This window comes from Streptomyces sp. NPDC007901, assembly GCF_042959465.1.
GTDB lineage: Bacteria > Actinomycetota > Actinomycetes > Streptomycetales > Streptomycetaceae > Streptomyces.
The window spans coordinates 337926-361511 of sequence record NZ_JBIBKW010000006.1; the positions used below are offsets into that span (position 1 = coordinate 337926).

A 23586-nucleotide genomic window follows, 5' to 3' on the forward strand; every position below is an offset into this window, starting at 1 on the left:
TGCCGGTCCGCCCCGGAGCCTGGCCCGATCGGCGGCGGCCTGCGCGACGCCGGGTCAGGAGGCAGGGACGCCGTCGGCCGTGTCGGTGGCGCGGAGCAGCCGCAGGAACGCCTTCACGCCCGCGATGATCTCCTGGTTGTCGGTGAGGCGGTTCACCGTGGACTCGAACTCCCTGCCCAGCGCGAGGATCCTGCGGTCCGCGTCCTGGCTCCGCTCGTACGTGCTCAGGGCCAGCGCGTCCACGGCACGGCGCAGTTCGCCGAGGGCCCGGTACTGCTCCTCCGCCTTCTCCTCCAGGACCCGCGTCCCGGCCTCGGCACGGTTCAGCCGGGCCCGGACCTCGACGACGTCGTCCCGCGGATACGTGACGTCCTTCAGGAGGGTGCCCAGGCGCCGCCGGAGCTGGCCGAAGTACGCGCCGGCCGGCCGGAAGAAGGTGCTCAGCAGGAAGAACCCTGCGAACCAGTACCCCGTGAACCCACCCGTCCCCCAGGTGACCGCGACGACGACCACCGCCGTCAGCACATGACCGGCGACCGCGGCCCGCAGCATCGTCCGGGCGATCCGCGCGGCCTCGGCGTCCCGGCTGGGGGAGACCGTCATGCCCTTCTCTCGGCTGACCGCGATCTCGGCGAGCACCGCGTGCGCACGGAAGTACAGGTTCCAGGGGACCGTGAGCAGAAGCAGCAGCCACAGCAGACTCAGTACGCCCGCCCCGACGGCGAACACCACGGCGGGCGGTGCCCCCGCCACATACGCGAAGACCAGCGCCGCGAACGCCGCCCCGACGGCCACCACCGCCGCCAGAAACCTTCCCATGCCCCCGCCTCCTGTCCACCCGCCGACACCGCCCATCGTCCTTGGCCCGGCCCGAGGCGGCATGAGTAGGCGTACTCAGTCCGCCTGGCCGGGCCGGCGCCGACGCTCGCGCCAAAAGCCTTTGCGGGCGCCGCGGTCCGGATGGTGGGATGGCACGGTGATCAGCCATGACGAGGCGGCGGCCGTCCGGCCGTTGACCCTGGCCTGGGTGGGCCGGCAGCTGCAGCCCGGCGAACGGATCGTCAGAACCGAGGCACTGCACGGCGGGATCACCGCCGAGATGCGGAGGCTGACCATCGGCACCCGGGACGGAGACCTCCGCGACCTGGTGCTGCGGACCTTCGTCGACCCCTACTTCGTGGAGCACGCCGAGGAGTTGCTGACCCGGGAGGCCGGCGTCCTCGCGCTGCTCACCGCAACCGGGGTGACGGCTCCCGGACCCGTCGCCGTCGATCCGACCGCCGCGCACTGCGAGTATCCGTCGCTCCTGATGACCCACCTGACGGGCCGGACCGTCCTCGACGACGAGGGCCTGGAGGCACGCGTCCCCCTCCTGGCCCGTCAACTCCGGGCGATCCACGCACTGCGGCCCGCAGAGCGGCCCGGGGAGTACCGGGCGTGGACGACCGCCGACGCCGTCGTCCCGCCGGACGGCGCCGACGCGGCGGCCTGGGCCGCGGCGGCCGACGTGATCCGCCGCCCTGCGCCGCCGTACGAGGGGCGGTTCCTGCACCGGGACTTCCACCCCGGCAACGTGCTGTTCGACGTGGCGCCTTCCGGCCCGGCACGCCCCCGGATCACGGGGGTCGTCGACTGGGTGCAGACCTCCTGGGGTCCGGCGGACCTCGACGTGGCGCACTGCTCCAGCAACCTCGCGATGCTGCACGGCCCGGCCTGGGGTCTGCGGTTCGCCGAGGCGTACGAGGAGGCCGGCGGGGCGCTGGCCGCGACCGCGGGCGAGCGGCTGTACTGGCGGTTGCTCGACGCCCTGTCGTTCACGCCGGGCCTCGAGTGGGTGGCCCGGCCGTGGCAGGAAGCGGGGCGGACGGAGCTGACCACACCGGCCGTTGAGGCACGCTTGGACGCCTACGTCATCGCCCTGCTGGACGCGTTGGGCTGAGCCGAGTCCCCTCATCGCGCGGCCGTTCGGCCTGAAGTGTTCCCGCGGTTGGTCGCGGGTGCGAGCGCCTCGTCGGCGCCCAGCACCTCCTGCAGTATCCCCGGGGGCGATTCGCCTGCGCTGAACAGCGGCTCACGTGGCCCGGTCCTTCTCCTTGGCGACGGCGGCGGAGGCGAGCGTGGCGCCGGTGAGGCTGCCCCAGAGGGCTGCCGGGCCGTGGGGGGCGAGCGCGGTGATGACCACGGGGGAGACGGCGAGGCCGAAGCCGGTGGAGAGCTGGAAGCGGGCGAGGGCGCGTCCCAGGACCTGGCCCAGGCCCGCGGCGCACTGCAGGAGGCCTTCGCGGAACGGCTGCTCGCGGACCCGGCCACGGTGCGGGCGCGGGTGCGCGGCACGCTCGAAGAGTGCGCCGAGGCGTTCTTCGACGGCGCCTGGGCGGGCGTCGCGGTGCGGCTCGCCACCGCTCTGCGACTGAAGAACGAACTGCTCAGACGCCAGGGCGTCGGGGCCGCACTGGCCTCGGTCTCCGGCGCGGTCACCCTGGCACCGGAGGGCGACTGCATCGTCGTGGACAAGGTGCAGGACAAGGCGACCGCCGCGCGCGGCGCCGGGGTCACCTTCATCCCCAGCGTCTTCGGCCGCCCGCACCTGGTCGCGGTCCACGCGCCCGGATGGCACCCGGTGGTGCAGTACCCCGCCGCCGAGCCGAGCCCTGCGGAGCAGGTCTCCCTGGAGACGGTCACCCTCCGGCTGGAGGCGCTCGCGCATCCGGTACGGCTGCGGCTGCTGCGCACGCTGGCCCGCGGCCCGCACACCACCGGCGAACTGGCCCACTTCTGGGAGCTCTCACCCCCGGAGGTCTCCCGCCACCTCGCCGTCCTGCGCCGCGCGCGCCTGCTCACGTCCCGGCGGCACGGCCGGTACGTCCGCTACTCCCTCGACCTGCCCGACCTGACGGCGCTGGGCACCGACCTGCCGGCGGCCGTACTGCGCTGACCGGCGGCCCGGCCGTCCTGACGACCGGCCGGTCAGATCGCCTGCCACTGCGGCTTGTTGGCGAAGGTGTACCGGAAGTAGTCCGCCTGCTTCAGCAGGGAGGCCGCCGCCTCGTCCACCACCACGGTGGCATGCGGGTGGAGTTGCAGCGCCGACGCGGGACACATCGCGGCGAGCGGCCCTTCCACGGTCGCAGCGACCGCCTCGGCCTTGCCCTCGCCCGTGGCGAGCAGGACGAGATGCCGGGCCTCCAGGATCGTCCCGATTCCCTGGGTGATCACGTGGTACGGGACCTGGTCGACGTCCCCGTCGAAGAACCGGGCGTTGTCGGCGCGCGTCTGCTCGGTCAGCGTCTTGATCCGGGTCCGTGAACGGAGCGACGAGCAGGGCTCGTTGAACCCGATGTGCCCGTCGGTCCCGATCCCGAGCAGCTGGAGGTCGACACCGCCGGCCGCCGCCAGCGCGCCGTCGTACGCCTCGCACGCGGCCCGGACGTCCGCCGCCGTGCCGTCCGGGCCGAGGAACGCGTCCGCGCCGATGCCGAGCGGTTCCAGCACCTCGCGGCGCAGCACCGAGCGGTACGACTCCGGATGTTCGGCCGGCAGCCCCACGTACTCGTCGAGCTGGGCTATGCGGGCCCGGGAGGTGTCCACGGCGCCGGCGCGGACCTTGGCCGTGAGCGCCTGGTAGACGGGCAGCGGGGTCGAGCCCGTGGCCACCCCGAGCAGCGCGTCCGGCTTGCGCCGGAGCAACCGGGCCATGGCCTCGGCGATCAGCTCGCCACCCGCCGCCGCGTCCGGAACGATGACGACCTCCACGTCAGCCCCGCCCGCCCGTGAAGACGGCCGCCACCTCGGGGATGCGGTCGATGTAGCCGTCGAGGAGCTTGCGGCCGACGTCGACCGAGTCGACGAGGGGGTGGAGCGAGAACGCCTTGACGGCATCCGCGCGGGAGCCGGTCACCGCCGCGCTGATGGTGAGTCGTTCGACCGCCTTGACCTGCTGCATCAGTCCGGCCTGGTGCAGATCGGGCTGGGTGACGGTGAGCGGGTGGACACCGTTGGCGTCGACGGTCACCGGGACCTCGACGACGGCGTCCTCGGGGAGCGCGGACACGGTCGTGCCGTTGCGCACGTTGAGGATCATCGTCGCGCGTTCGTTGCGGCTGACCGCCGCCATCACGGCGAGGGCGACCCCGGCGTAGCCCTGGTGCGCGGGGTCCGGCCGGAAGTCCGCGTCGGCCTCGGCCTCGCCCTGCACCGCTCCCTTGGCCTCGGCCATGTAGTTGGCGCTGCGGTTGGCGACGGTCTCCCGCCACAGCCGCACGGCGCCGCCTCCGGCGGCCTCGGTCACCCGCCGGTAGAACTCCGCCTGCTGCCGGGCGAGGAACTCGCCGCGGGTCTGCGGGGCGTCGAGGATGGAGCGTACGGCGTCCCGGTTGAAGTAGTAGTAGTACAGGTACTCGTTGGGGATCAGGCCGAGGTCGCGCAGCCACTCCCTGCCGAAGACGACGCCCTCCTCCAGGCCGCCGAGGCGCTCGTCGTCGGCGAGGAGGCGGGGCAGGACGTCCTCGCCGTCGTGCAGCACCCGGCGCATCCAGCCGAGGTGGTTGAGGCCGACGTAGTCGAACTGGGCCCGGGACGGGTCGAGGCCGAGCGTCGTGGCGATACGGCGGCCGAGGCCGGAGGGGGTGTCGCAGATGCCGAGGACACGGTCGCCGAGGACGCTCTGCATCGCCTCGGTGATCATTCCGGCGGGGTTGGTGAAGTTGATGAGGTACGCGTTCGGCGCGAGCCTGCGTACCCGGTGCGCGATGTCGAGCATCACGGGGATGGTGCGCAGGCCGTAGGCGAGACCGCCCGGGCCGGTGGTCTCCTGCCCGAGGACGTTCAGGTCCAGGGCGACCCGCTCGTCGCACATCCGGCCGGCGAGCCCGCCCACCCGGATCGCCGCGAACACGAAGTCGGCGCCTTCCAGGGCGTCGTCGAGCGAGGTGCTGACGGTCACCCTGGGTGCGTCGGGCCGGCCGTCGGCGAACCGGGCGAGGACCTCGGCCATGGACTTGAGGCGGCCGGGATCGGTGTCGTAGAGCCAGACGTCGTCGATGCGGGGGCTGCCCTGGTCGTGCAGCAGGGCCTGGTAGACGTACGGCACGCGGAATCCGCCGCCGCCGAGGACCGTCAACTTCATGCGAGTATCACCTTTCCACCCGCCTCGCGGCAGAGCTGGAGAGTGTCGGGATCGGCACCGCCGGTGGTGATCAGGACGTCGATGTCCGACAGCGGGCACACGCGCAGCGAGCCGGAGCCCGGGAACTTGGTCTCGGCGGCGACCAGGACGACCTTCCCGGCCGTCTCGATCATGGCCTGTTTCAGCGGTGCCTCGACCGCCATGTTGTCCACCACGTGGCCGCTCGGGCGGACCCCGGTGCAGCTGAGGAAGAGCAGGTCGGCGCTGACCTGGCGCAGCGCCTGTTCGGTCAGGGAACCGACCAGGGACTGGTAGTTGCGGCGCAGCACACCGCCCAGCATCACCAGGCGTACGGCCTCGTCGTGACGGAGTTCGTCGAGCACGGCGAGGCTGCTGGTGATGACCGTGACCGGGCGTCCGCGCAGCTTCCGGGCGATGGCCTGGGGGGTGGTGCCGATGTCGAGGACGACCACGCTGTCGTCCTCGACCAGCTTCACGGCCTCTTCCGCGATGGCCTCCTTCATCGCCTGGTCGCGGGTGGCGACCACGTCGAAGGGGACCTCGGCCTCCTCCGGCTCCTGGGCGGTGCCGTCCAGGACGGCGCGCGGGGACATGGCGGCGCCCCCGTAGGTGCGCACCAGCTCGCCGTTGCGGTCGAGCTCGATCAGGTCCCGGCGGATCGTGGACTCGCTGACCTGGAGCCGCTCGGCGAGTTCGCGCACCGAGGCCACCCCGGTGGTGCGCAGGGATTCCACGATCTTCGCGTGTCGATTGCGTGAAGTCACGCAACGACGCTATCACCGAATGACTGACTTCAGTCATGACGGCAGGGAAACTTCCTCGTAACTGACTGACTCTTGTCATTGCGCGGTAGCGGTGCTCATAGTTGAGCACTTCATGAGGCGGCACCTGACGGAGGCGGTATCCGTGCTCGATGTGCTCTTCGCCGGCGAAGTCTTCTGCGACCTCGTATTCGCCGGTATCCCGCACCTGCCCGTCCCCGGCGGCGAGGTGTACGCGGACCGGTTCGCCGTCGTGCCCGGCGGCACCGCGACCCGGAGCGTGGCCGCCGCCCGGCTGGGTCTGTCGACCGGCCTGTGCGCCGTGATCGGCACCGACGTCCTCGGCGCCCACCTCGTGACCGAACTCGCCCGCGAGCAGAACCTGGACCTCGCCTGGCTGCGCCGCGACCCGGCGGTACAGACCCCCGTCACCGTCGCCGCGACCAACGAGCACGAACGCACCTTCATCACCTACGAGGAAGACGGCGCCCGGCGCCCGGAGACCTGGGACGGTGAGCTGCCCGACACCCGCTTCGTCCAGCTCACCATCGGCAGACCGCTGCCCGGCTGGGTCGCCCGGCTGCGCGCCCGCGGCACCCGGGTGGTGGGCGGCGTCGGCTGGGACCCCACCGGCCGCTGGTCGCCCGAGGTGCTCACCCGCCTCGCCGAGGTCGACGTCTTCGTCTGCAACGCCGTCGAGGCCACCAGCTACACCAGGACCGGCACGGTCGAGGAGGCCGTGAAGGTCCTGGACGACCTGGTGGCCGACGTCGTCGTGACCGACGGCCCGCGGGGCGCGGTCGCGGTGGACGGCACCACCGGTGAACTGATCCGGATCCCCGCCCCCCGGGTGCCCGCCGTCGACCCCACCGGCGCCGGCGACGTGTTCACCGCCGCCCTCATCACCGGCCTGAGACACGGCTGGCCGACCGCCACCCGCCTCCGCTTCGCCGGACTGTGCGCCGCCCTGTCCGTGCGCAGCCTGGGCGGCGCGGGCAGCGCCCCCCACCGGGCGTCGGTCGACGCCGTCCTCACCGAGACCTCCGGAATCCCCGGCGACGACGTCGACCGGTTCCGCGCGGCCCTGCGCTGACGCTCGGCCGGACCGCCCACCGAACCTCTGGCACCGCCCGCTCAGCTCCACCAGCACCAGCACCAGCACCAGGAGGACCACTCCATGACCGAGAGAACCCGAGGCCGTTCCGCCCGGCGCGCCGTCGCCGCGACCGCCCTCGCCACCGGCTTGCTGACGGCCGTCGCGGCCTGCTCACCCGGCCCCAGCGGCAACTCGTCGGCCGGCGACGCGAACAAGACCGCGGGCCCCGTGTCCACCGACGTCGCCAAGGCGGGCAAGGTCACTCTCACCGAGTGGGACCAGAACACCGACCCGGGCACCGAGGCCTCCACCGAAGCGCTCAACAAGGCGTTCATGGCGAAGTACCCGAACGTCACGATCAAGCGCGTCTCGCGGTCCTTCTCCGACCTCAAGACGACCCTCAAGCTGGCCCTGTCCTCCGCCAACCCGCCGGACGTCGTCCAGGCCAACCAGGGCTACCCCGACATGGGCGCCTTCGTGAAGGCCGGCCTCCTCCAGCCCGTGGACAGCTACGCCAAGGTCTACGGCTGGGACAGCTCCTTCCCGTCCCAGCTGCTCGACCTCAACCGCTTCTCCTCCGACGGCAAGACCTGGAAGACCGGCAACCTGTACGGCGTCTCCCAGACCGGCGAGATCGTCGGGATCTACTACAACAAGGCCAAGCTCAAGTCCCTCGGCCTGACCGTCCCCACCACCCTCGCCGGCTTCGAGACCGCCCTCGCCAAGGCCAAGTCGTCCGGCCTGCAGCCCATTTCGTACGGTGACGCGGACAAGAGCCCCGGCATCCACATCTTCGGCGTCGTCCAGGCGGCCACCGCCGGCAAGGCCGAGGTCCGCAAGCTCGTCTTCGACGAGGGCGGCGCCAAGTGGACCGACGCCGGCAGCCTGAAGGCCGCGACCACGCTGCGCGGTTGGGCCGACAAGGGCTACCTCGGCTCCGGCTTCAACGGCGAGAGCAAGGACCAGGCGGTCGCGGACTTCGCCGCCGGCAAGTCGCTCTTCCTCGTCGACGGCACCTGGCAGGCCGCCGTACTCGAACCCAGGATGAAGACGAACGTCGGCTTCACCGCGCTCAGCCCCGCCGCCGGACAGCCCCCGCTCACCCAGGGCGGCGAGGGCCTCGCCTGGGCGATGACCTCCAGGTCCAAGCACCCGGACGTGGCCGCCGCGTACATCGACTTCCTCGTGAACAGCAACGGCATGAAGGTCCTCGCCGACAACGGCAACCTGCCCGCGCTGCCGCAGGCCGACTACAAGCCCGCCGCGGGCACCGTCGACGCCGACATCCTCGACGAGTGGAAGGCGGTCAGCGAGAAGGACGGCCTGCTGCCCTACCTCGACTACACCACCCCGACCTTTTACGACACCCTCACCGCCGCCGTCCAGGAACTGACCGCCGGACAGCTCTCGCCCAAAGCCTTCGGGGCGCAACTCCAGTCCGACTACGCCTCGTTCCAGCAGAGTCAGTAAGGCCGTACCCCCCCATGGCTGTCACCGCACCCCGCCCCACGGCACGCGAACGCCGGGCCGACGCCCCCACCGGGCGTCCGGCCCGGCGCCGCGGCCGCGTCCAGTGGAAGGGCTACCTCTACGCCCTCCCCGCCCTGACCGTCCTCACCGTCTTCCTCCTCGTCCCGCTCGGCCAGCTGGTCCAGATCTCCCTCTTCCACTGGGACGGCCTCTCCGCCTCCACCTGGGCCGGCCTCGACAACTACACCGAGATCGCCCGCGACCCGCAGCTGCGCGCCGGCTTCCTGCACTCCCTGGTCCTCATCCTGTTCTTCTCGGTCCTGCCGATCACGCTCGCCCTGATGCTGGCCGCGATCACCACCCGCGCCTCCCGGCTGCGCGGGGTCTCCGTCTTCCGCGCGCTGATCTTCCTGCCCCAGGTCGTCGCCATGGTCGTCACCGCGACCGCCTGGACCGCGATCTACGCCCCCGACGGCGTCCTCAACACCGCCCTGCGCGCGATCGGCCTCGACGCGGTCGCCCGCCCCTGGCTCGGCGACTTCTCCACCGCCCTGCCGTCCGTCGGTCTCATCGGCACCTGGCTGGAGATCGGCCTGTGCCTGGTGCTGTTCATCGCCGGCATCGGCCAGATCCCGGGCGAGCTGTACGAGGCGGCCAAGCTCGACGGGGCGGGCCTCGTACGGGAGTTCTTCGCCGTGACCCTGCCCGGCCTGCGCGGCCAGATCACCGTGGCGCTCACCCTCACCGTGATCGCCGCCCTGAAGACCTTCGACCTGGTGTACGTCGCCACCCACGGCGGCCCCGGCAACGCGACCAGCCTGCCCGCCTTCGAGGTCTACAACCGGGCCTTCGGCACCGGCCAGGTCGGCTCGGCCTGCGCCATCGCCGTCGTCCTGACCGCGGTGATCCTGCTCATCACCTTCCTGATCACCAAGCTCCAGCCCGAGGAGGACGGCGCATGATCTCCACCCGTGAACGGGCGCTCAACTACGTCGTCCTGACCCTCTTCGCCGCGCTCGCCCTGGTCCCGCTGATCGGCGTGGTGGCCTCGGCCCTGACCCCCGCCGCCCAGGCGTCCCCGTCCTTCACCTGGCCGCACCACCTCGACCTCGGCAACTTCACCACCGCCTGGCACCAGGGGCACTTCGCCACCTACCTGGGCTCCAGCGTGCTGGTGGCGGTCTCGGTCGTCGCCCTCACGGCCGTCCTGGCCATCCTCGCGGGCTTCTCCTTCGCCCTCTTCGACTACCCCGGCCGCTCACTCCTCTTCTACGTCACCCTGATCGGCCTGATGGTGCCTCCCGAGGCGTTCGTCATCCCGCTCTACTTCAACCTGCGCGACGCCGGGCTCACCGACTCCTACTGGGCGCTGATCCTGCCGCAGACCGCCCAGTCCCTCGCCTTCGGCGTCTTCTGGATGCGCAACTTCTTCCGCTCGGTACCGGTCAGCATCATCGAGGCGGCCCGGCTGGACGGTGCCTCGGACTGGCGTCTCCTGTGGCGGATCCTCGTCCCCACCAGCCGCCCCGCCCTGCTGACGATGGCGATGCTGGTGTTCATGTGGACCTGGAACGAGTTCCTGCTCCCGCTGGTCATGATCACCGACGAGAACAAGCGCACCGCCCCCCTGGGCCTGGCCTTCTTCCAGAGCGAACACACCACCCAGTACTCCCTCCTGGCCGCCGCCTCGATCATCGTCGCCCTGCCGGTCGTCGCCCTCTACCTCTTCCTGCAACGCCACTTCATCTCCGGCATGCTCTCGGGCGCCGTCAAGGCGTGAGCGCGCCCCGCCGCCTGCCCCGGCGGGGCGCGCCCATGGCCTACTCCGTGCGCAGCGCCGTCGCCGTACGGGCCCTGGCCGCCCAGCCGGCCGGGAGCAGGGCGCCCAGCACGGCGATCGCGACACCGGCCAGCCCGAGCAGCACCAGCTGGGGGGCGTCGTACACATCGAGGATCGACGGCGGCAGGTTCGTGCCCGCCGCGTGACCCATCACCGGCAGCACGAAGCCGTGCAGCGCGAACCCGAGAGGTACCCCGACCAGTCCGCCGAGCACGCCGATTCCGGCCACGGAGGCGAGCACCAGGCTCACGGTCTGCCGCGGCGACATCCCGAGTGCCTTGCAGACGCCCAGGTCGTGGACGCGTTCGCGGGTGTCGAGGACGACGGAGTTGAGCACACCGAGGCCTGCCACGGAGACCAGCATGAGGGTGAGCAGCGCCGCGATCGCGTCCAGGATCAGGATCATGTTCTCCTGCGGCGAGGAGGAGTTGGCCATGGCGTCGCCGCCCAGCGGCTCCACCGCCGCCTGGAGCTTCTCGGCGTAGGCGGCGGGGGAGACGCCCGGCTTCACCTCGATCTGGAAGACCTGGGGCCTGGCCCCGGCGAAACTGGCGAGGTCCGCGTGGACCGACAGGCCGTCGTCCGAGGTGTCGAAGGCCTCGCCGACGATCTTCAGGGTCTCGGTGTCCTTCCCGAGGGTCACCCGGACCGGGTCGCCGGTCCTGGTGCCGGTCCGTTCCAGGAAACCCGTGGGTACGACGGCCTGCCCCGCGCCGGTGAGCCAGTGCCCGGAGATCATCTCGTAGCTGCCGGGACGTGAATCGCCCTGGTAGAGGGTGGCCCGGACCGAGCCGGAGATCCCCGCCACGGTGACGTCGTCCTGGGACATGCCGTAGTACGAAGCGGTGCCGGCCTGCGCCGCGATGGCGGCGCGGATCTTCGCCGGGTCGGCGGACGGAGCAGTGTCGTTCCCGTTCTCGGGGCGCACATGGCGAACCGCGCCCGGGGCGCCGCCCTGGACAGTCGGCCCGCCGGCGACGGCGGTGACATCGGCGCGGTCCTCGGGATCCGAGGCGCTGCCGACCGCGTTCAGGGACGAGGTCAGTCCCACCGCGAAGGTCGCCGCGACCGTGCCGAAGGCCACCGCGAGCAGCATCGCGGCCGTACGCACCGGATGCGCGAAGGGGCCGGCGAGGCCGTAGGTCACCGCCCGCGGCAACGGCAGCCGCCCGGCCGCCCGGTGCGCCCACTGACCCCGCCCGGTGCGCGGTGCCCGGCCGACCGCGATGGCCTCGGCCGTGCGCAGCCGTCCGGCCCGCAGCGCGGGCACCAGCGCCGCGATCCCGACGACCAGCAGCGCGACGGCCGGCACCACGACGTCCACCCACCAGGCCACCGTCAGCGAGGCGGTGCCGTAGGCCCGCCCGGTGTCCGCCAACAGGGGAGCGGCCAGCACGTTGCCCAGCCCGACCCCGAGCGCGATACCGGTGCCGGCCGGGATCAACGCCTGGGCCACATAGGCCCGTACGATCTCGCGCGGGGTGAAGCCGACGGCCTTGAGGATGCCGATCCTGCGCAGGCTGGTGCCGACCGTGCCGCTGACCACACTGCTGATGATGATCACGGACATCACGATGCCGAGCACGCCGAAGGCCACCATGAACGGGATGGTCGCCGCCGCGCCCGCATCGGCGGCGCGCTTGGTGTCCAGGTAGGACCGGGTGCCCGCCAAGGCCCCGGACGGAACGGCGGCGGTGAGCTTCTCGCGGTCGGCGGCGATCTGCGCCTTGGTCCCCGCGGAGTCGAAGCGGTAGAGCATCTGGCTCGTGACCGGTGTGTCCTCCGAGGCCAGCGCGTCGACCTGTCCCGGGGTCGCCCAGGCGTCGGCGGTCTCGCTGACCGACACCGCGAAGCCGACGACCTTCAGGGTCGGGCTGCCGGCGGCATCCGAAACCCTCAGGGTGTCACCGACCTTGAGCGAGGGGCCTTCGAGCGACCCGGAGAGCACGACCTCGCCCTCCCGCGTGGCCCACCGGCCGGACCGCAGGTCCAGGTCGTCCACGTCACCGTGCGGATCGGACCGCCCGACCAGACTCAGCTTCGGCAGATGCCCGCCGTCCCGGTCCACCGGGCTGATGGTCGTCGTCGGAAACGGCCCCGCGCTCGCGGTGACGCCGTCCAGCCGCCGCGTCGCCTTCAGCCGCGCCGCACTCACCTCGGCCGGATCGAACTGCGCGGTGACATGCGCGCCGTGCTGCTTCGCGAAGGCGTGGTCGAAGGGGGCGTTGGAGGCGACGACGAGCGACCCGGCGATCACGGCCGCGGCGACGGCCATCATGGTGGCCACGGCGATCACCACCGTCTGGACCCGGCGCCGGCCGACCCCGGAGCGTACGACCCGGCCGAGCGCGCCGGTACCGAAGAGTCTCATCGGACGGCCTCCGCACGGGAGTCGAGGGAGAGACGGCCGTCGACCAGCCGGATGGTACGGCTCGCGCACGCCGCGGCCAGCGCCATGTCGTGCGTGACCAGCACGACGGTCTGCCCGCCGCGGTGCAGGTCCACCAGCAGCTCCCGTACGTCGTGGCCCGAGGCGGTGTCGAGCGCGCCGGTCGGTTCGTCGGCGAGCAGCAGCGCCGGCCGGTTGACCAACGCCCGGGCGACCGCGACTCGTTGACGCTCACCGCCGGACAGCCGGCCCGGGTAGGCGCGGGCGTGCTTGGCGATGCCCAGCAGTTCCATGAGCTCGCCGGCGCGGGCCGCCGCCTGGCGCCGCGCGGTCCCGGTCAGCTGGGCGGGGAGCTGGATGTTGTCGGCGACGGTGAGGTCGTCGAGCAGGTTGAAGAACTGGAAGACCATGCCGATCCGCTCGCGGCGGAACCGGGCCAGCGCGTGCTCGCTCAGCCCGTCGATCCGCTGCCCGGCCACGGTCACGGCGCCTTCGGTCGGCTTGTCGAGGCCGGCCACCAGGTTCAGCAGCGTGGACTTGCCGCTGCCGGAAGGGCCGGTCACGGCCAGCGCCTCGCCCTGGGCGACGACGAGGTCCAGCGGTCCGAGCGCGGGCGCGCCGGCGCTGTCGTAGCGCTTCGCCACGCCCGCCAGTTCGATCACGTGAGTCATGGGTGTGGTCCGTCCCTTGCGGTCGAGAGGGAGATGGTCTGTACGAGCTGGTTGCGCCGGCCCAGCGAAGGTAGGGCCGTGGCCCGGTGGGGCGCGTCCGCCTCGGCACCGACATCCGGGCCTCCCCGCGAAGGAGCCACCCGCGGCCTCATCCCTGCGAAGTACGCCTGAGAGACGGTGCGTCGACCGCGCAGGGGGACGCGAAGACGGTTCGGGGACCGCACAATGAGCCGGTGGAGACGGAGGACCGGCGAGGCTGGCATCGGCACCTGCGCGAGGCGCTGCGGTCGGAGGCGCGGGACGCCCCGCGGTCGCGGCGGGCGGTACGCGCCGACGTGGTGCTGGCGGTCCTGCTGACCGCCGTCGCGATGGTCGTGGCGTTCCGCTATCCCGGCGACGGGCCGGTCCGGTTCAGCTCGAAGGTCGAGTCCCGGTACGCCGAGCGGACGGTGCCGGTCCCGCGTCCGACAACGCCCCCGGTACCGGATCCGCGGGTCACGGAGAACAGGCCCACCTCCCCGCCCGCGCCGCTCGTCGTGCTGTCCGCGCTGCCGCTGGCGGTCCGGCGCCGGTATCCGCTGGCCACCTTCGCGGTGGTGATGGGCGCGACGCTGGCCATGGTCGACGGCGCCTCCTGGATCAACGTGCTGACCTGCGTCATCGGTGCCTACAGCGCCGTCATGTACAGCCGTCACCGGGCGCAGGCGACGGCCGGGCTGGTCGTCGCCGCCGTGCTGGCCGGCCTCGCGTTCCGGGACACGGATCCGGTGCTGCCAGGGTGGTCGAGCCCGGCGGTCGTGCTGCTGGTCGCCGGGGTGCTGGCCAGCACCGTCCGCTTCTGGCAGCGGCGGCTGGCGGCCAGCCGGGACCGCTACACGCGCCTGCAGCAGGCCCAGGAGGAGAGCATGCGCCGGGCCGTCGAGGAGGAGCGGGCCCGGATCGCCGCCGAACTGCACGACGTCGTGACCCACAATGTGAGCGTGATGGTCATCCAGGCGGGCGCGGCACGCAAGGTGATGGACGCGGCACCGGAGCGGTCGAAGACGGCCCTGCTCGCGGTCGAGGCCGGCGGCCGGGCCGCGATGGCCGAACTACGGCATGTGATGGGCCTGTTGGCCGCCCCGGACACCGGCCGTCGCCCCGACGGTCCCGTCGACCGCCCGGCCGACGGCCTCGAACCGCAGCCCGGCCTCGGCCAACTCGACGACCTGGTCGAGCGGGTACGTGCCGCCGGGACACCGGTCGACGTCACGACGTCACTGCCGCCCGACCCGCTGCCGCCCGGAGTGGACCTCGCGGCCTACCGCGTCGTACAGGAGGCCCTGACCAACACCATCAAGCATGCGCCCGGCGCCGAGGCCTCCGTCACCGTCGGACACACCGGGGACCTGCTGGAGATCGAGGTCACCGACACCGGAGCCGTCCGCGACGCCCCCCGGGCGGACGGCAACGGGCGCGGGCTGATCGGGCTGCGCGAACGGCTCGCGGTCTACGGCGGCGACCTCACGGCCGGTCCGACCCTCGCCGGCGGCTACCGGATCACGGCCCGAGTCCCGTGGCGGACGGCGTGAACCGGCCGGCGCTGCGCGCCGTCATCGCCGACGACCAGGCCCTCGTACGCACCGGTTTCGGAATGATCCTGGCCGCGGACGGCATCGAGGTGACGGCCGAGGCCGCCGACGGGGCCGAGGCGCTCGCCGCGGTCCGGCGCACCCGGCCCGACGTCGTGCTCATGGACATCCGGATGCCACGGATGGATGGCATCGAGGCGACCCGGCGGATCCTCGCCGACGACGGGCCGGACGGTATCAGGGTCATCATCCTGACCACCTACGACCTCGACCACTACGTCTACGACGCGCTCACCGCCGGTGCCAGCGGCTTCCTGCTCAAGGACGTCAGCCCCGAGCATCTCGTCGCCGCCGTCCGCCTGGTGCAGTCCGGCGACGCCCTGCTCGCCCCCGTGATCACCCGTCGGCTGATCGAACGCTTCGCCCAGCGCGAGGCGGACCGGCCGGCCGGCCTTCACCGCGATCTGTCCAGCCTCACTCCACGCGAACTCGAGGTGCTCCGGCTGCTCGCGACGGGACTGAGCAACGCCGAACTCGCCGACCGCCTGCTTCTCAGCCAGACCACGGTCAAGACCCACATCGGCCGCATCCTGTCCAAGCTGAACCTGCGCGACCGCGTCCAGGCCGTCGTCCTCGCGTACGAGACGGGACTCGTCTCCCCGGCGGGCGGGGGCTCCTAGCCGCGCTCCAGCCCGTTCACGCTCCCCGTGCGTGCGGGGAGCGGAGCACGAGCAGGGTGATCTCGCTGGGGGCGAAGACGCGGAACGGCGGGCCCCAGAAGCCGGTGCCGCGGCTGGTGTAGAGGAGGGTGCGGGCGCCGTGGCGGCTGAGGCCGGCCACGACGGGCTGGTCGATGCGGACCAAGTAGTGGAAGGGCCAGATCTGGCCGCCGTGGGTGTGGCCGGAGAGCTGGAGGTCGACCCCGTCCGCTGCCGCCCGGTCGACGAACTTGGGCTGGTGGGCCAGGAGCAGGACGGGCAGGTCGGGGTCGGCGCCGTCCAGGGCTCCGGCGAGGTGGGCGCGGTGCCCGGCCAGGCCGGAGGACTCGGCGGTGACGTCGTCCACGCCGGCGACCACGAGGGTGTCGCCGCCGCGTTCCAGCAGCAGGTGGCGGTTGCGCAGCGGCTCCCAGCCCAGCTCGTCCATCAGGTCGACCCAGCCCTGGGCCTCGCTGTAGTACTCGTGGTTGCCGGTGACGTAGACCCGGGCCCGGGTGGCCCGCACGGTTCCGAGCGGGGCGGCCTGGGCGCGGCGGCGTTCGGCCGTGCCGTCCGCGATGTCGCCGGTGTGGCAGACCAGGTCGGCTTCCAGGGTGTTCACCGTCTCGCACACCCGTGCCGACCAGCGGGCCCGATCGAGTGGGCCGTAGTGGGTGTCGGTGATCAGGGCGACCCGAAGGCCGTCCAACCCGGCACCCAGACGCGGGAGTTCCACGTCGAGTCGGCGCACACGCGGAACCCGGCGGGCCTCGGCGTATCCCCAGGCGAGCAGTACGGCGGTGGTGCCGAGGACGGCCCACGTGACGATGCGGGCCCGGTCCTGGCTCTCGCCCACGCCGGCCACGGTCAGGGCGAGCCGCAGGAGGACGCCGAGCAGCACGGACCAGGTGAACAGAACCCAGCTCGCACCCAGCAGGGTGTCACCGACGATCGCCGCCCCGTCCTGCTGACGCCGGCCGTGACCGCGCACCATCGCGAGCGGCATACCGACGAGACCCAGGACGAACAGGGCGGTGCCGGCCAGCGTGACGGCCGGCGGCCAGTGCTGGCCGGTGTACAGGAGCACCCCGCACGGCACGGCCCACAGCAGCACGGGGGCGATCAGGGGGATGTAGCGCATCAGGCGGGCCAGTCGGCTCCGCCGCGGCGCCTGCGCCTCGCCTTCGGCGGGCCGTGTGCTGCTGGTGTCGGTCACGCTTTCCCTCCCAGACCGGGCTGCCGTCTCGCGCACTGTATCCGGTCGGCCGACAGCCGCAGCTGAAATGAATGGATGATGTAGCCTCATCCATCTGAGTTCAGATCATCGACTCGGGGGCAGATTCGTGAAACTGGAACGATCCCGCGCCGCGCGGTGGGCGACCGGCGCCTGCGCGGCGCTGTCGGTCGTGATCGCGAGCGGCTGCGGCACGAGCGGCGCGGGGAAGAGCGACGACGAGGGCAAGAGACCGCGAACCAAGTTGGTCACCGCACTGAGCCACGTGCAGGACACCCGACTGACGCGAGACTGGATCGAGTTCGGCGACGTGGCCGGGGTCCGCTCCCGCAGCGGCGACGGGTCCGGCGCGCAGCGGGACCCGCTGCTCGGCTACGGCGAGTCCCGACTGGCGGATGCCGCGGCGCTGCTGCCCGGTCTCGCCGGCATCGATCCGTTCGCGGCCCGGTCCGCCCTGTCGGTCGGTCAGGCGCCCGACCCGGTGGGTGTCCTGTACGGATCCTTCGACACGACGTCGATCGGCGCGAAGCTGCGCAAGCTCGGGTACGCGAAGCACGACCTCGCCGGCGGGGAGACGGCCTGGATCATCCGCGACCACCACAAGATCGACGAGAAGGATCCGCTCGCACAACTGGGCATCCCCACCGCGCTGAACGTCGTACGGGTCTCGCCGCGACGCATCGTCTACGGAGGGGCGAGCGCGGACCTCGACCAGGCGCTCACCGGCACCGAGCCGCTGGCCGACAACGAGGCGGTCGGCCGGATCGCGGACTGTCTCGGCGAGGTCGAGGCAGCACGGATCGGCCTCGACCCGGCGACCGCGGAAACGCCGTTGGGCATCGGTGTCCTGGGATCGTCGGGTGGCGATGCCACGGAGGCCGTCTGCATGACGACGGCGAGCCGGGACGCGGCGGAGGCAATCGCGTCGGCCTGGCCCGGCCGGGTGAGATCGACGACCTCCCGCCTGTCCGACGAACCCTGGTCGAAGCTCCTCACCCAGCCGCGCGCCAAGGTCATCGGCGGCCCCTCCCATGTCGTACGACTGACCGCGCGGCCCACCGGTTCGACGCGCGTGCTGTTCGACGCCTGGACGGCCAAGGACCTCGGCCCGCTGCTCACCGGCGCGGAACCCGACCCCGCGACCTCGGCCCGATAGGTTCCCCTCACTCCTTCAGAAGGAAGAGAAGCTCCGTTGCGCATCCGAACAGGGACCATGTCCACGGCGGCGTTGCTGGCCGTGGCCGCCCTGGCCGCCGTCACCGCGTGTTCGTCCGGCGACGGTCCCGCTGTCACCGGCGGCGACAAGAGCACCCCGACCGCCGTCCCCCCGACGGCCACTGTCGGCAAGGGCGCGGCCACCTCGGCCGACGTCACGATCGGCTCCTGTGCGGTCGACGCCGTCACGAAGATCCCCAAGGCCGAACTCACGGTGACCAACCACGGCAGTGACACCGCGACCTACACCATCCAGCTCGAGTTCGTCGACGGCGGCGGGACGAGGGTGGCGGAGGGCGCCGCGATCGCGAACAGTCTGGAGGCGAACCAGCAGGCGAAGGAGACGGCCGACGGGACGGCCCAGGTCACCTCGGACATCACCTGCGAACTCGGCAAGGTCCAGCGCCTCGCCGGCATGTGACCCCCACGGCTCAGTCCGCCGTGACCTCGGCGCGCACCCGCTCGCGGATGTCGCGCACCACGGGGGAGCGGGTGAACGCCCGAGCGACACGCACCAGCCAGGCCGCCTCGTCCTCGACGGTCTCCAGTCGCGCCGAAGGCGTCGGTCCCGCCTGGTCCGGAGCGCCGTCGTACAGCCGTCCGGCCCGTTTGTCCTCCAGCGCCGCGGCGATGACGGCGGCTTCGAGGACCGCCTCGCGGTCGACGGCCGCGAGGCCGGTACCGTCCAGTGCCCGCACGGTCCGGTCGAGGGCTTCCGCCCGCTGGTCGGGCCGTAGCGCCAGGATGCCGTCCCGGATCTCGATGACCCGGCGGTACCGGGCGAACTCCGCCTGACGCAGGGCGGGGCGGCGGGCGGCATCCGGGTCCAGCGCGATCTCGGGCAGCTCGGTATGGAGCGCCGTCCACAGGGGTTCGAGGGCCCGGTGGGTCCGGCGGGCGCGCAGCCGGCGCAGCGGGGCGGTGATCCGCTCGCCCCAGAGGGTGGCGGTGGCGCCGGCGGTGACCAGGACGGCGGTGAGCATGCCGAGGGTCGTGGAGAGGAGGTCCTCACTCAGCCCCTGCCGGCCCGTGGTGATGTTGGCCGCGGCATCGTCGAGAGTCCACAGGGTCCACACCACCGCGGTGGCCGTGGCCAGCGCGGCGAGCCGCAACCCGGTGCGCAGCGGGCCCGGCGGGGTCTGACGCGCGTGCCGGACCAGGGCACGGGCGAGAACGCACAGACTCCAGCAGAGGTAGGCGACGAAGAGCACGTTGTAGGCGGCCAGCACCCGGCCCCGGCCGGGCGCGGCCACGAAGTACGCACCGTCGGCGGTGACGCCGGAGGCGAGGAACAGGCCCAGCGCGGCCGCCTGGACGACGACGGCGGCGCCGATCCGGCGACGGCGCCTCATCGGCACCGGTCCGGCCACGCGCGGATCGAGGGTCAGCGCGACCAGGGCGAGGAAGGTGCCCGCGGCCGCCTTCAGCTCCCAGGTGAGCAGCAGTTCGGCACAGGGCGCGGAAACGAACCGCTCCAGCACGTGCAGCACCGCGGGGGCGTTGAGCGGCATCGCCATTCCGGCGCACAGCGCGAACCCGGCGACGTCCCGGTGCGCCGGATCCGCTCCGCCGCCACGGGTGAGCGTCAGCCGGTGCCCGGCGAACACCAGGAAGACCAGCGCGGCGAGACACGCGGTCAGGTTCTCCACGAGCGCCGCCGGGCGACCGGCCGGTCGGCGATCCGCCGCTCGGGCGGGGCGAACAGGGAACGCATCCGGGCCTCCGCCGATCCGGCCGGCGCGGTCACGCCGGCCGCCGCGCGGTCCTGCTGCGCGGCGCGGTTCAGGAGGAGCGAGGCCACGAGCTCGGCCTCCTCCTCCTGCGGCTCGGTGTAGACGGTACGGCCCAGGACCCGCTGGACCAGTGACGCCGGGAGGTCGGCAGCAGCACCTGCGCCGCCGAGGACGCGGCGGGGGAGGTCTCGTGGTGACCGCACAGCAGATGCGCGACCTCGTGCAGCTGGATGTGCTGCTGGTGCAGGGGCGTGGTGTCCGCGGGACAGAGGATGCGGTCCGTCCGGTCAGTGGTGACGAGCAGTCCGCACGGGAGGTGAGGCCGGGCGGAGACCGGCACCAGCTCGATCGGCCGGCCCCGGGTCCGCGCCCGCATGTCGACGAACCGGGCCGTGTCGAAGGGGGTCGGCAGATCGAGGCCGTCCACCAGGACCCGACACCGTTGCCACAAACGCTTGTCGCCCCGACCGCTCCGCACGCCCCGTCCCTCTTCCCCGTGACCGCCGCGCCGCCACCGTCTCACCGGGCGGTCAGCCGTCGCTGCGGGCGCCGCCCGCGCCTTCCCGCCGGGCCAGGACGTCGATCATGTCGCTGATCGTGTTCACACCCTCGGGCGAGAGGTTCACCGCCCGCAGCGCCACACTCCGGACCCCGGCGTCCCGCAGGGCCCCCAGCAGCTCCAGCTCCCTGGCGATGGCGGCACCCTGGTCGTCGTCGAAGAAGTAGGCGACGGGGACGTCGAAGAACTGGGCGAGCGCTTCGAGATGGCGCTTCGTCGGGTTGTCCCGGCGGCCGGTGCGCAACTGCCACATGTAGGTGGCGGAGAAGCTCTCCCCGGTGGCCTCCCGGCACGCCCGCGCGACCTCCTCGTGGCTGAACTGCTCACGGTTGGGACGCCGTACGATGCGGAACAGCGCGTCGATCTTGTCCGCGAGGGTGGTCGGCGAAGACGCGTCGGCGGTGCTCACGTGCGGCCCCCCTCTGGTCCTGCATCAGCTTCGGTGGATCGATTCCGGGATGCCCGTTCACCCTAGCTTACGCCCGCGGTGACGGTCCTGGTCCGCCGCGTGTGTGCGCGACGACTCTTGGTCACCGCAGCCCTCGCCGTCACTCTCAAGAGTCTGCGCCGCACCGTGACTGCGCCGAAGGGCGACAGCGCCGGGCCGCGTTGGCGCCCGCGTGAAGACCGCCGTGGTCGACTGGGTGGCCGATGTCCCAAGGGGCGGCATTCCCGGGATGTGAGCACCGACACACCCTGACAAGAACCTCATGAATGGCCGGGATCCTTCAGGTGCTTCTCACTCCAAGATCTTTCCGAGTCCGCGTCGTTCGCCCCACATGTTGAGGTCCCCCATGCTCAACTCCCGCTCCACCGCTCACCGAAGCGGACGCCACCGCAAGCCGAAGCAGGCGAGCCCGTCACTTCGCCGAGCGGTCGTGCTCGCGGTGGCCACCCCTGTCGCCGGGATACTGCTCACCGCCCCGTCGGCCTTCGCCGCCGGCAAGGCCGCTCCCAAGACCGGCTCCGCCGGACTCGACCCCGCCGAGCAGCGGATCGCCGCACATCTCAACACTCGCAGACAGGACCCGCGTCTCGGCAGCACGCTCAGCGGTGTCGTCCTCGACGCCACATCGCGCAAAGTCGTCTGGGGACACGACGCGACGACCGCGCTGATGCCCGCGTCCAACACCAAACTCGCCACCGCCACCGCCGCGTTGACCGTTCTCGGCCCCACCTCCCGGTTCACCACCAAGGTGGTCTACGGCGACGGCACGGTCACCCTCGTCGGCGGTGGAGACCGCACCCTGACCACCGGCGACCTCGACGCACTCGCGCAGACGGCCGTCGCGGGACTGCGGCACGCCGGCCGCACCTCGGTGAAGGTCCGCGTCGACGACAGCCTCTTCCCCGAGCCGACGCTCGCCACCGGATGGAACGACGGCTACTACCCCGACTCGATCGCCCCGGTCCGGGCGTTGGTGGTCGACGGGCACCACGTCACGGACACCTCCCTGGACGCGGGAACCGTCTTCGCCCACCTTCTCGCCGAGCGCGGGGTCACCGTCGTCGGTGACGTCACCCGGGGCGCGGCCGGTTCGGGAGACGTCACGGTGGGCCTGCACCGCTCCGACCAGCTGTCCGTCGTCGTGCAGCACATGCTCAAGGTGAGCGACAACGACATCGCCGAGACCCTGTTGCGGATGACCGCGCTGCACGCCGGCCGTCCGGCGACCTTCGAGGACGGGACGGCGGTCGTGCGCCAGGTACTCGCCGGGTACGGCATCTCCCTGGACCACTTCCTGATCCACGACGGCAGCGGGCTCTCCCGGGCCAACCGGATCCCGGCGCGGACCATCGCGGACATCCTTGACCTGGCCGACAGTCCCGCGCATGCGCGAACCCTGAGGTACATCGTGGACGGACTGCCCGTCGCGGGAGAGGCGGGCAGCACGCTCGGCCCGGAATGGGGCCGCTTCGACACGGCGGACTCGCGGTGCGCCGTCGGAAAGGTCAAGGCCAAGACGGGCACCCTCACCGGCGCGATCGCACTGAGCGGGTTCACCAAGGCCGCGGACGGGCGCTGGAAGGTCTTCTCCTTCATCGAGAACAACTCCACCGCCGCCGCGGCCGACACCAAGGACGCCCTGGACGGTCTCGCCGCCACGGTCAACGGCTGCTGGGCGTAACGGCGTCGCCGAAGACGGGAACGGCGCGCTCACCCGGTGTCGGCGGCCTTCAACGGCCGCCGACGAGTACCCGCGACGCCTCTTACCAAACACCAGGGATTCGGGCCGCCCATCCGGGGCACCCGGCCCGCACCGGCCGAGACACCAGACGCGGTCGGCGTCGGCCGACCCGAGCGAGCTGGGCTGCCCCTTCATCCAGGAACTCCCCGAAGAGGGCCGAAGATGAAATTCCTCTACGACGACGAATCCTTCTCCTTCGAGGCACTGCGGGCCGCCGGATACGCCGCCTACGCCGGCGCCGACCTGGGCGAGGTCTTGGTCACCTGCCGGCAGATCCCGGAGGGCGACGAGGAAGCATCGTCGACCCGGTGGGCGGCGACGGCGGCGCGCATCGAACGCATCGGCCGCGACGCGCTGGCCGCCGGTCACCGGGTCAGCGCCCGGGAAGCCCTGCTGCGCGCCTCCAACTACTTCCGCACCGCCGACTTCTACCGCCGCGAGGACCCCGCCGACGACGCCGAGTCGGCCCGGCTGGCCCAGGCCTCCCAGCAGACCTTCGCCGACGCGGCCGCCCTGCTCGACCCTCCGGCGCGCGCCCTGCGCATCGCCTACGAGGACACCACGCTGCCCGGCTACCTGTTCCTCGCCGACGACTCGGGCACCCCGCGCCCGACCCTGCTCTACCACGGCGGCTACGACTCCACCCTGGAGGAGAACTACTTCGCACTGGCCGCCGGCGCGCTGCGGCGCGGCTACCACGTCATCGCCTTCGACGGCCCCGGCCAGGGCAGCACCGTCCGCGAGCAGGGCCTGCACTTCCGCCCGGACTGGGAGGCCGTCGTCACCCCCGTCGTCGACTTCGCCCGCACCGTGCCCGAGGTGGACACCGCACGCCTCGGACTGGCCGGCACGAGCCTCGGCGGCTACCTCGCCTTCCGGCGACTCGGACGGGCCGCCGGCTCGGGGGCCGTCACGCTCCTTCTCGACTGACCCCGGTCGGCGTACGGGGATCAGCTGCGGCCCGTCGCGTCGATGGGGCCATGGTGGGCGTGGATCGGACGGTGTGCCGTGCAC

The 23586-nt window shown here is 72.4% G+C and carries 22 protein-coding genes and 2 pseudogenes; 12 read left to right on the forward strand and 12 right to left on the reverse strand.

All coding sequences use genetic code 11. The annotated features are described in order from the left end of the window. Window positions 1–54: 54 nt before the first annotated feature. Complete coding sequence (locus tag ACFZDK_RS21900; protein ID WP_390974706.1) at window positions 55–819, reverse strand: hypothetical protein; 765 nt, start codon at window positions 817–819, stop codon at window positions 55–57. A gap of 157 nt (window positions 820–976) precedes the next feature. On the opposite strand from ACFZDK_RS21900, the gene ACFZDK_RS21905 reads away from it, so the two are divergent. After that, window positions 977–1939 carry a phosphotransferase gene (locus tag ACFZDK_RS21905; RefSeq protein ID WP_390974707.1) on the forward strand — a complete coding sequence of 321 codons (963 nt, stop codon included), beginning with the start codon at window positions 977–979 and terminating at the stop codon, window positions 1937–1939. A 132-nt stretch (window positions 1940–2071) separates the two neighbouring features. Here the strand turns inward: ACFZDK_RS21905 and ACFZDK_RS21910 are convergent. Further along, window positions 2072–2245 (reverse strand): annotated as a pseudogene (locus ACFZDK_RS21910) (MFS transporter); the annotation flags it as partial. Here ACFZDK_RS21910 and ACFZDK_RS21915 point away from each other — a divergent pair. Then, window positions 2243–2935 (forward strand): annotated as a pseudogene (locus ACFZDK_RS21915) (DUF5937 family protein); the annotation flags it as partial. The pseudogenes ACFZDK_RS21910 and ACFZDK_RS21915 overlap by 3 nt on opposite strands. Window positions 2936–2967: 32 nt before the next feature. On the opposite strand, the gene nagB reads toward ACFZDK_RS21915, so the two are convergent. Genes nagB through ACFZDK_RS21930 form a run of 3 tightly spaced genes read right to left on the reverse strand, consistent with a single transcriptional unit; the run spans window position 2968 to window position 5910 of the window. Beyond that, a complete protein-coding gene (nagB, locus tag ACFZDK_RS21920) occupies window positions 2968–3753 on the reverse strand; it encodes a glucosamine-6-phosphate deaminase (protein WP_390974708.1) in 786 nt (261 codons plus the stop codon). Between the two features lies 1 nt (window position 3754). Continuing rightward, complete coding sequence (locus ACFZDK_RS21925) at window positions 3755–5125, reverse strand: 6-phospho-beta-glucosidase (protein ID WP_390974710.1); 1371 nt, start codon at window positions 5123–5125, stop codon at window positions 3755–3757. Then, window positions 5122–5910 (reverse strand): DeoR family transcriptional regulator, encoded by a 789-nt coding sequence (locus ACFZDK_RS21930; RefSeq protein WP_390974711.1) that lies wholly within the window; start codon window positions 5908–5910, stop codon window positions 5122–5124. Before ACFZDK_RS21930 ends, ACFZDK_RS21925 begins: the two co-directional genes overlap by 4 nt. Before the next feature lie 112 nt (window positions 5911–6022). Between ACFZDK_RS21930 and ACFZDK_RS21935 the strand changes: the two genes are divergently transcribed. The 4 genes from ACFZDK_RS21935 to ACFZDK_RS21950 all read left to right on the forward strand — a co-directional run bounded on the left by ACFZDK_RS21935 (window position 6023) and on the right by ACFZDK_RS21950 (window position 10253). Continuing rightward, the gene (locus ACFZDK_RS21935) at window positions 6023–7000 is read left to right on the forward strand and encodes a PfkB family carbohydrate kinase (RefSeq protein ID WP_390974713.1); all 978 of its coding nucleotides are present in this window, start codon (window positions 6023–6025) and stop codon (window positions 6998–7000) included. A gap of 84 nt (window positions 7001–7084) precedes the next feature. Continuing rightward, complete coding sequence (locus tag ACFZDK_RS21940; protein ID WP_390974715.1) at window positions 7085–8473, forward strand: extracellular solute-binding protein; 1389 nt, start codon at window positions 7085–7087, stop codon at window positions 8471–8473. A 14-nt stretch (window positions 8474–8487) separates the two neighbouring features. Next, window positions 8488–9435 (forward strand): ABC transporter permease subunit, encoded by a 948-nt coding sequence (locus tag ACFZDK_RS21945; RefSeq protein WP_390974716.1) that lies wholly within the window; start codon window positions 8488–8490, stop codon window positions 9433–9435. Further along, on the forward strand, window positions 9432–10253 hold the full coding sequence (locus tag ACFZDK_RS21950) for an ABC transporter permease subunit (protein ID WP_390974718.1): 822 nt from the start codon (window positions 9432–9434) through the stop codon (window positions 10251–10253). The genes ACFZDK_RS21945 and ACFZDK_RS21950 overlap by 4 nt, the downstream gene beginning before the upstream one ends. Window positions 10254–10293: 40 nt before the next feature. On the opposite strand, the gene ACFZDK_RS21955 is transcribed toward ACFZDK_RS21950, so the two are convergent. Both ACFZDK_RS21955 and ACFZDK_RS21960 read right to left on the reverse strand, forming a co-directional pair. Then, window positions 10294–12684 (reverse strand): FtsX-like permease family protein, encoded by a 2391-nt coding sequence (locus ACFZDK_RS21955; RefSeq protein WP_390974720.1) that lies wholly within the window; start codon window positions 12682–12684, stop codon window positions 10294–10296. Then, complete coding sequence (locus ACFZDK_RS21960; RefSeq protein ID WP_390974721.1) at window positions 12681–13373, reverse strand: ATP-binding cassette domain-containing protein; 693 nt, start codon at window positions 13371–13373, stop codon at window positions 12681–12683. Before ACFZDK_RS21960 ends, ACFZDK_RS21955 begins: the two co-directional genes overlap by 4 nt. A 233-nt stretch (window positions 13374–13606) precedes the next feature. Here ACFZDK_RS21960 and ACFZDK_RS21965 point away from each other — a divergent pair, with 233 nt between their 5' ends. Next, window positions 13607–14944: a histidine kinase gene (locus ACFZDK_RS21965; protein ID WP_390974723.1), complete on the forward strand. Its 1338-nt coding sequence runs from the start codon at window positions 13607–13609 to the stop codon at window positions 14942–14944. Beyond that, entirely contained in the window at window positions 14929–15624 is a 696-nt protein-coding gene (locus ACFZDK_RS21970; RefSeq protein WP_390974725.1) for a response regulator, read from the forward strand. The genes ACFZDK_RS21965 and ACFZDK_RS21970 overlap by 16 nt, the downstream gene beginning before the upstream one ends. Before the next feature lie 16 nt (window positions 15625–15640). On the opposite strand, the gene ACFZDK_RS21975 is transcribed toward ACFZDK_RS21970, so the two are convergent. Further along, entirely contained in the window at window positions 15641–16858 is a 1218-nt protein-coding gene (locus ACFZDK_RS21975; protein ID WP_390974727.1) for a metallophosphoesterase, read from the reverse strand. A gap of 127 nt (window positions 16859–16985) precedes the next feature. Between ACFZDK_RS21975 and ACFZDK_RS21980 the strand changes: the two genes are divergently transcribed. Both ACFZDK_RS21980 and ACFZDK_RS21985 read left to right on the forward strand, forming a co-directional pair. Further along, entirely contained in the window at window positions 16986–18032 is a 1047-nt protein-coding gene (locus ACFZDK_RS21980) for a hypothetical protein (RefSeq protein ID WP_390974729.1), read from the forward strand. Window positions 18033–18068: 36 nt separating this feature from the next. Continuing rightward, on the forward strand, window positions 18069–18512 hold the full coding sequence (locus tag ACFZDK_RS21985; protein WP_390974730.1) for a hypothetical protein: 444 nt from the start codon (window positions 18069–18071) through the stop codon (window positions 18510–18512). 10 nt (window positions 18513–18522) lie between these two features. Here ACFZDK_RS21985 and ACFZDK_RS21990 read toward each other — a convergent pair whose 3' ends face one another. The 4 genes from ACFZDK_RS21990 to ACFZDK_RS22005 all read right to left on the reverse strand — a co-directional run bounded on the left by ACFZDK_RS21990 (window position 18523) and on the right by ACFZDK_RS22005 (window position 20792). After that, window positions 18523–19740, reverse strand: a complete 1218-nt coding sequence (locus tag ACFZDK_RS21990; RefSeq protein ID WP_390974732.1) for an MAB_1171c family putative transporter — start codon at window positions 19738–19740, stop codon at window positions 18523–18525. Then, window positions 19728–19892, reverse strand: a complete 165-nt coding sequence (locus tag ACFZDK_RS21995; protein WP_390974734.1) for a hypothetical protein — start codon at window positions 19890–19892, stop codon at window positions 19728–19730. The genes ACFZDK_RS21990 and ACFZDK_RS21995 overlap by 13 nt, the downstream gene beginning before the upstream one ends. Further along, entirely contained in the window at window positions 19874–20251 is a 378-nt protein-coding gene (locus ACFZDK_RS22000; protein ID WP_390974736.1) for a hypothetical protein, read from the reverse strand. Before ACFZDK_RS22000 ends, ACFZDK_RS21995 begins: the two co-directional genes overlap by 19 nt. A gap of 103 nt (window positions 20252–20354) precedes the next feature. Continuing rightward, window positions 20355–20792 (reverse strand): XRE family transcriptional regulator, encoded by a 438-nt coding sequence (locus ACFZDK_RS22005; protein WP_390974738.1) that lies wholly within the window; start codon window positions 20790–20792, stop codon window positions 20355–20357. Window positions 20793–21177: 385 nt separating this feature from the next. Here ACFZDK_RS22005 and dacB point away from each other — a divergent pair, with 385 nt between their 5' ends. After that, window positions 21178–22512, forward strand: coding sequence for a D-alanyl-D-alanine carboxypeptidase/D-alanyl-D-alanine-endopeptidase (gene dacB / locus ACFZDK_RS22010; protein WP_390974740.1), 1335 nt, complete (start codon window positions 21178–21180; stop codon window positions 22510–22512). A gap of 222 nt (window positions 22513–22734) precedes the next feature. Beyond that, window positions 22735–23502, forward strand: coding sequence for an alpha/beta fold hydrolase (locus ACFZDK_RS22015; RefSeq protein ID WP_390974742.1), 768 nt, complete (start codon window positions 22735–22737; stop codon window positions 23500–23502). Window positions 23503–23586: the final 84 nt, after the last annotated feature.

What these genes read in the sequence shown, in the direction of transcription:
- ACFZDK_RS21925 (WP_390974710.1), bottom strand. Translation starts at nt 5,125, where the DNA reads ATGAAGTTGACGGTCCTCGGCGGCGGCGGATTCCGCGTGCCGTACGTC.
- ACFZDK_RS21900 (WP_390974706.1), bottom strand. Translation starts at nt 819, where the DNA reads ATGGGAAGGTTTCTGGCGGCGGTGGTGGCCGTCGGGGCGGCGTTCGCG.
- ACFZDK_RS21945 (WP_390974716.1), top strand. Translation starts at nt 8,488, where the DNA reads ATGGCTGTCACCGCACCCCGCCCCACGGCACGCGAACGCCGGGCCGAC.
- ACFZDK_RS21935 (WP_390974713.1), top strand. Translation starts at nt 6,023, where the DNA reads ATGAGGCGGCACCTGACGGAGGCGGTATCCGTGCTCGATGTGCTCTTC.
- ACFZDK_RS22015 (WP_390974742.1), top strand. Translation starts at nt 22,735, where the DNA reads ATGAAATTCCTCTACGACGACGAATCCTTCTCCTTCGAGGCACTGCGG.
- dacB (WP_390974740.1), top strand. Translation starts at nt 21,178, where the DNA reads ATGCTCAACTCCCGCTCCACCGCTCACCGAAGCGGACGCCACCGCAAG.
- ACFZDK_RS21960 (WP_390974721.1), bottom strand. Translation starts at nt 13,373, where the DNA reads ATGACTCACGTGATCGAACTGGCGGGCGTGGCGAAGCGCTACGACAGC.
- ACFZDK_RS21950 (WP_390974718.1), top strand. Translation starts at nt 9,432, where the DNA reads ATGATCTCCACCCGTGAACGGGCGCTCAACTACGTCGTCCTGACCCTC.
- ACFZDK_RS21955 (WP_390974720.1), bottom strand. Translation starts at nt 12,684, where the DNA reads ATGAGACTCTTCGGTACCGGCGCGCTCGGCCGGGTCGTACGCTCCGGG.
- ACFZDK_RS21940 (WP_390974715.1), top strand. Translation starts at nt 7,085, where the DNA reads ATGACCGAGAGAACCCGAGGCCGTTCCGCCCGGCGCGCCGTCGCCGCG.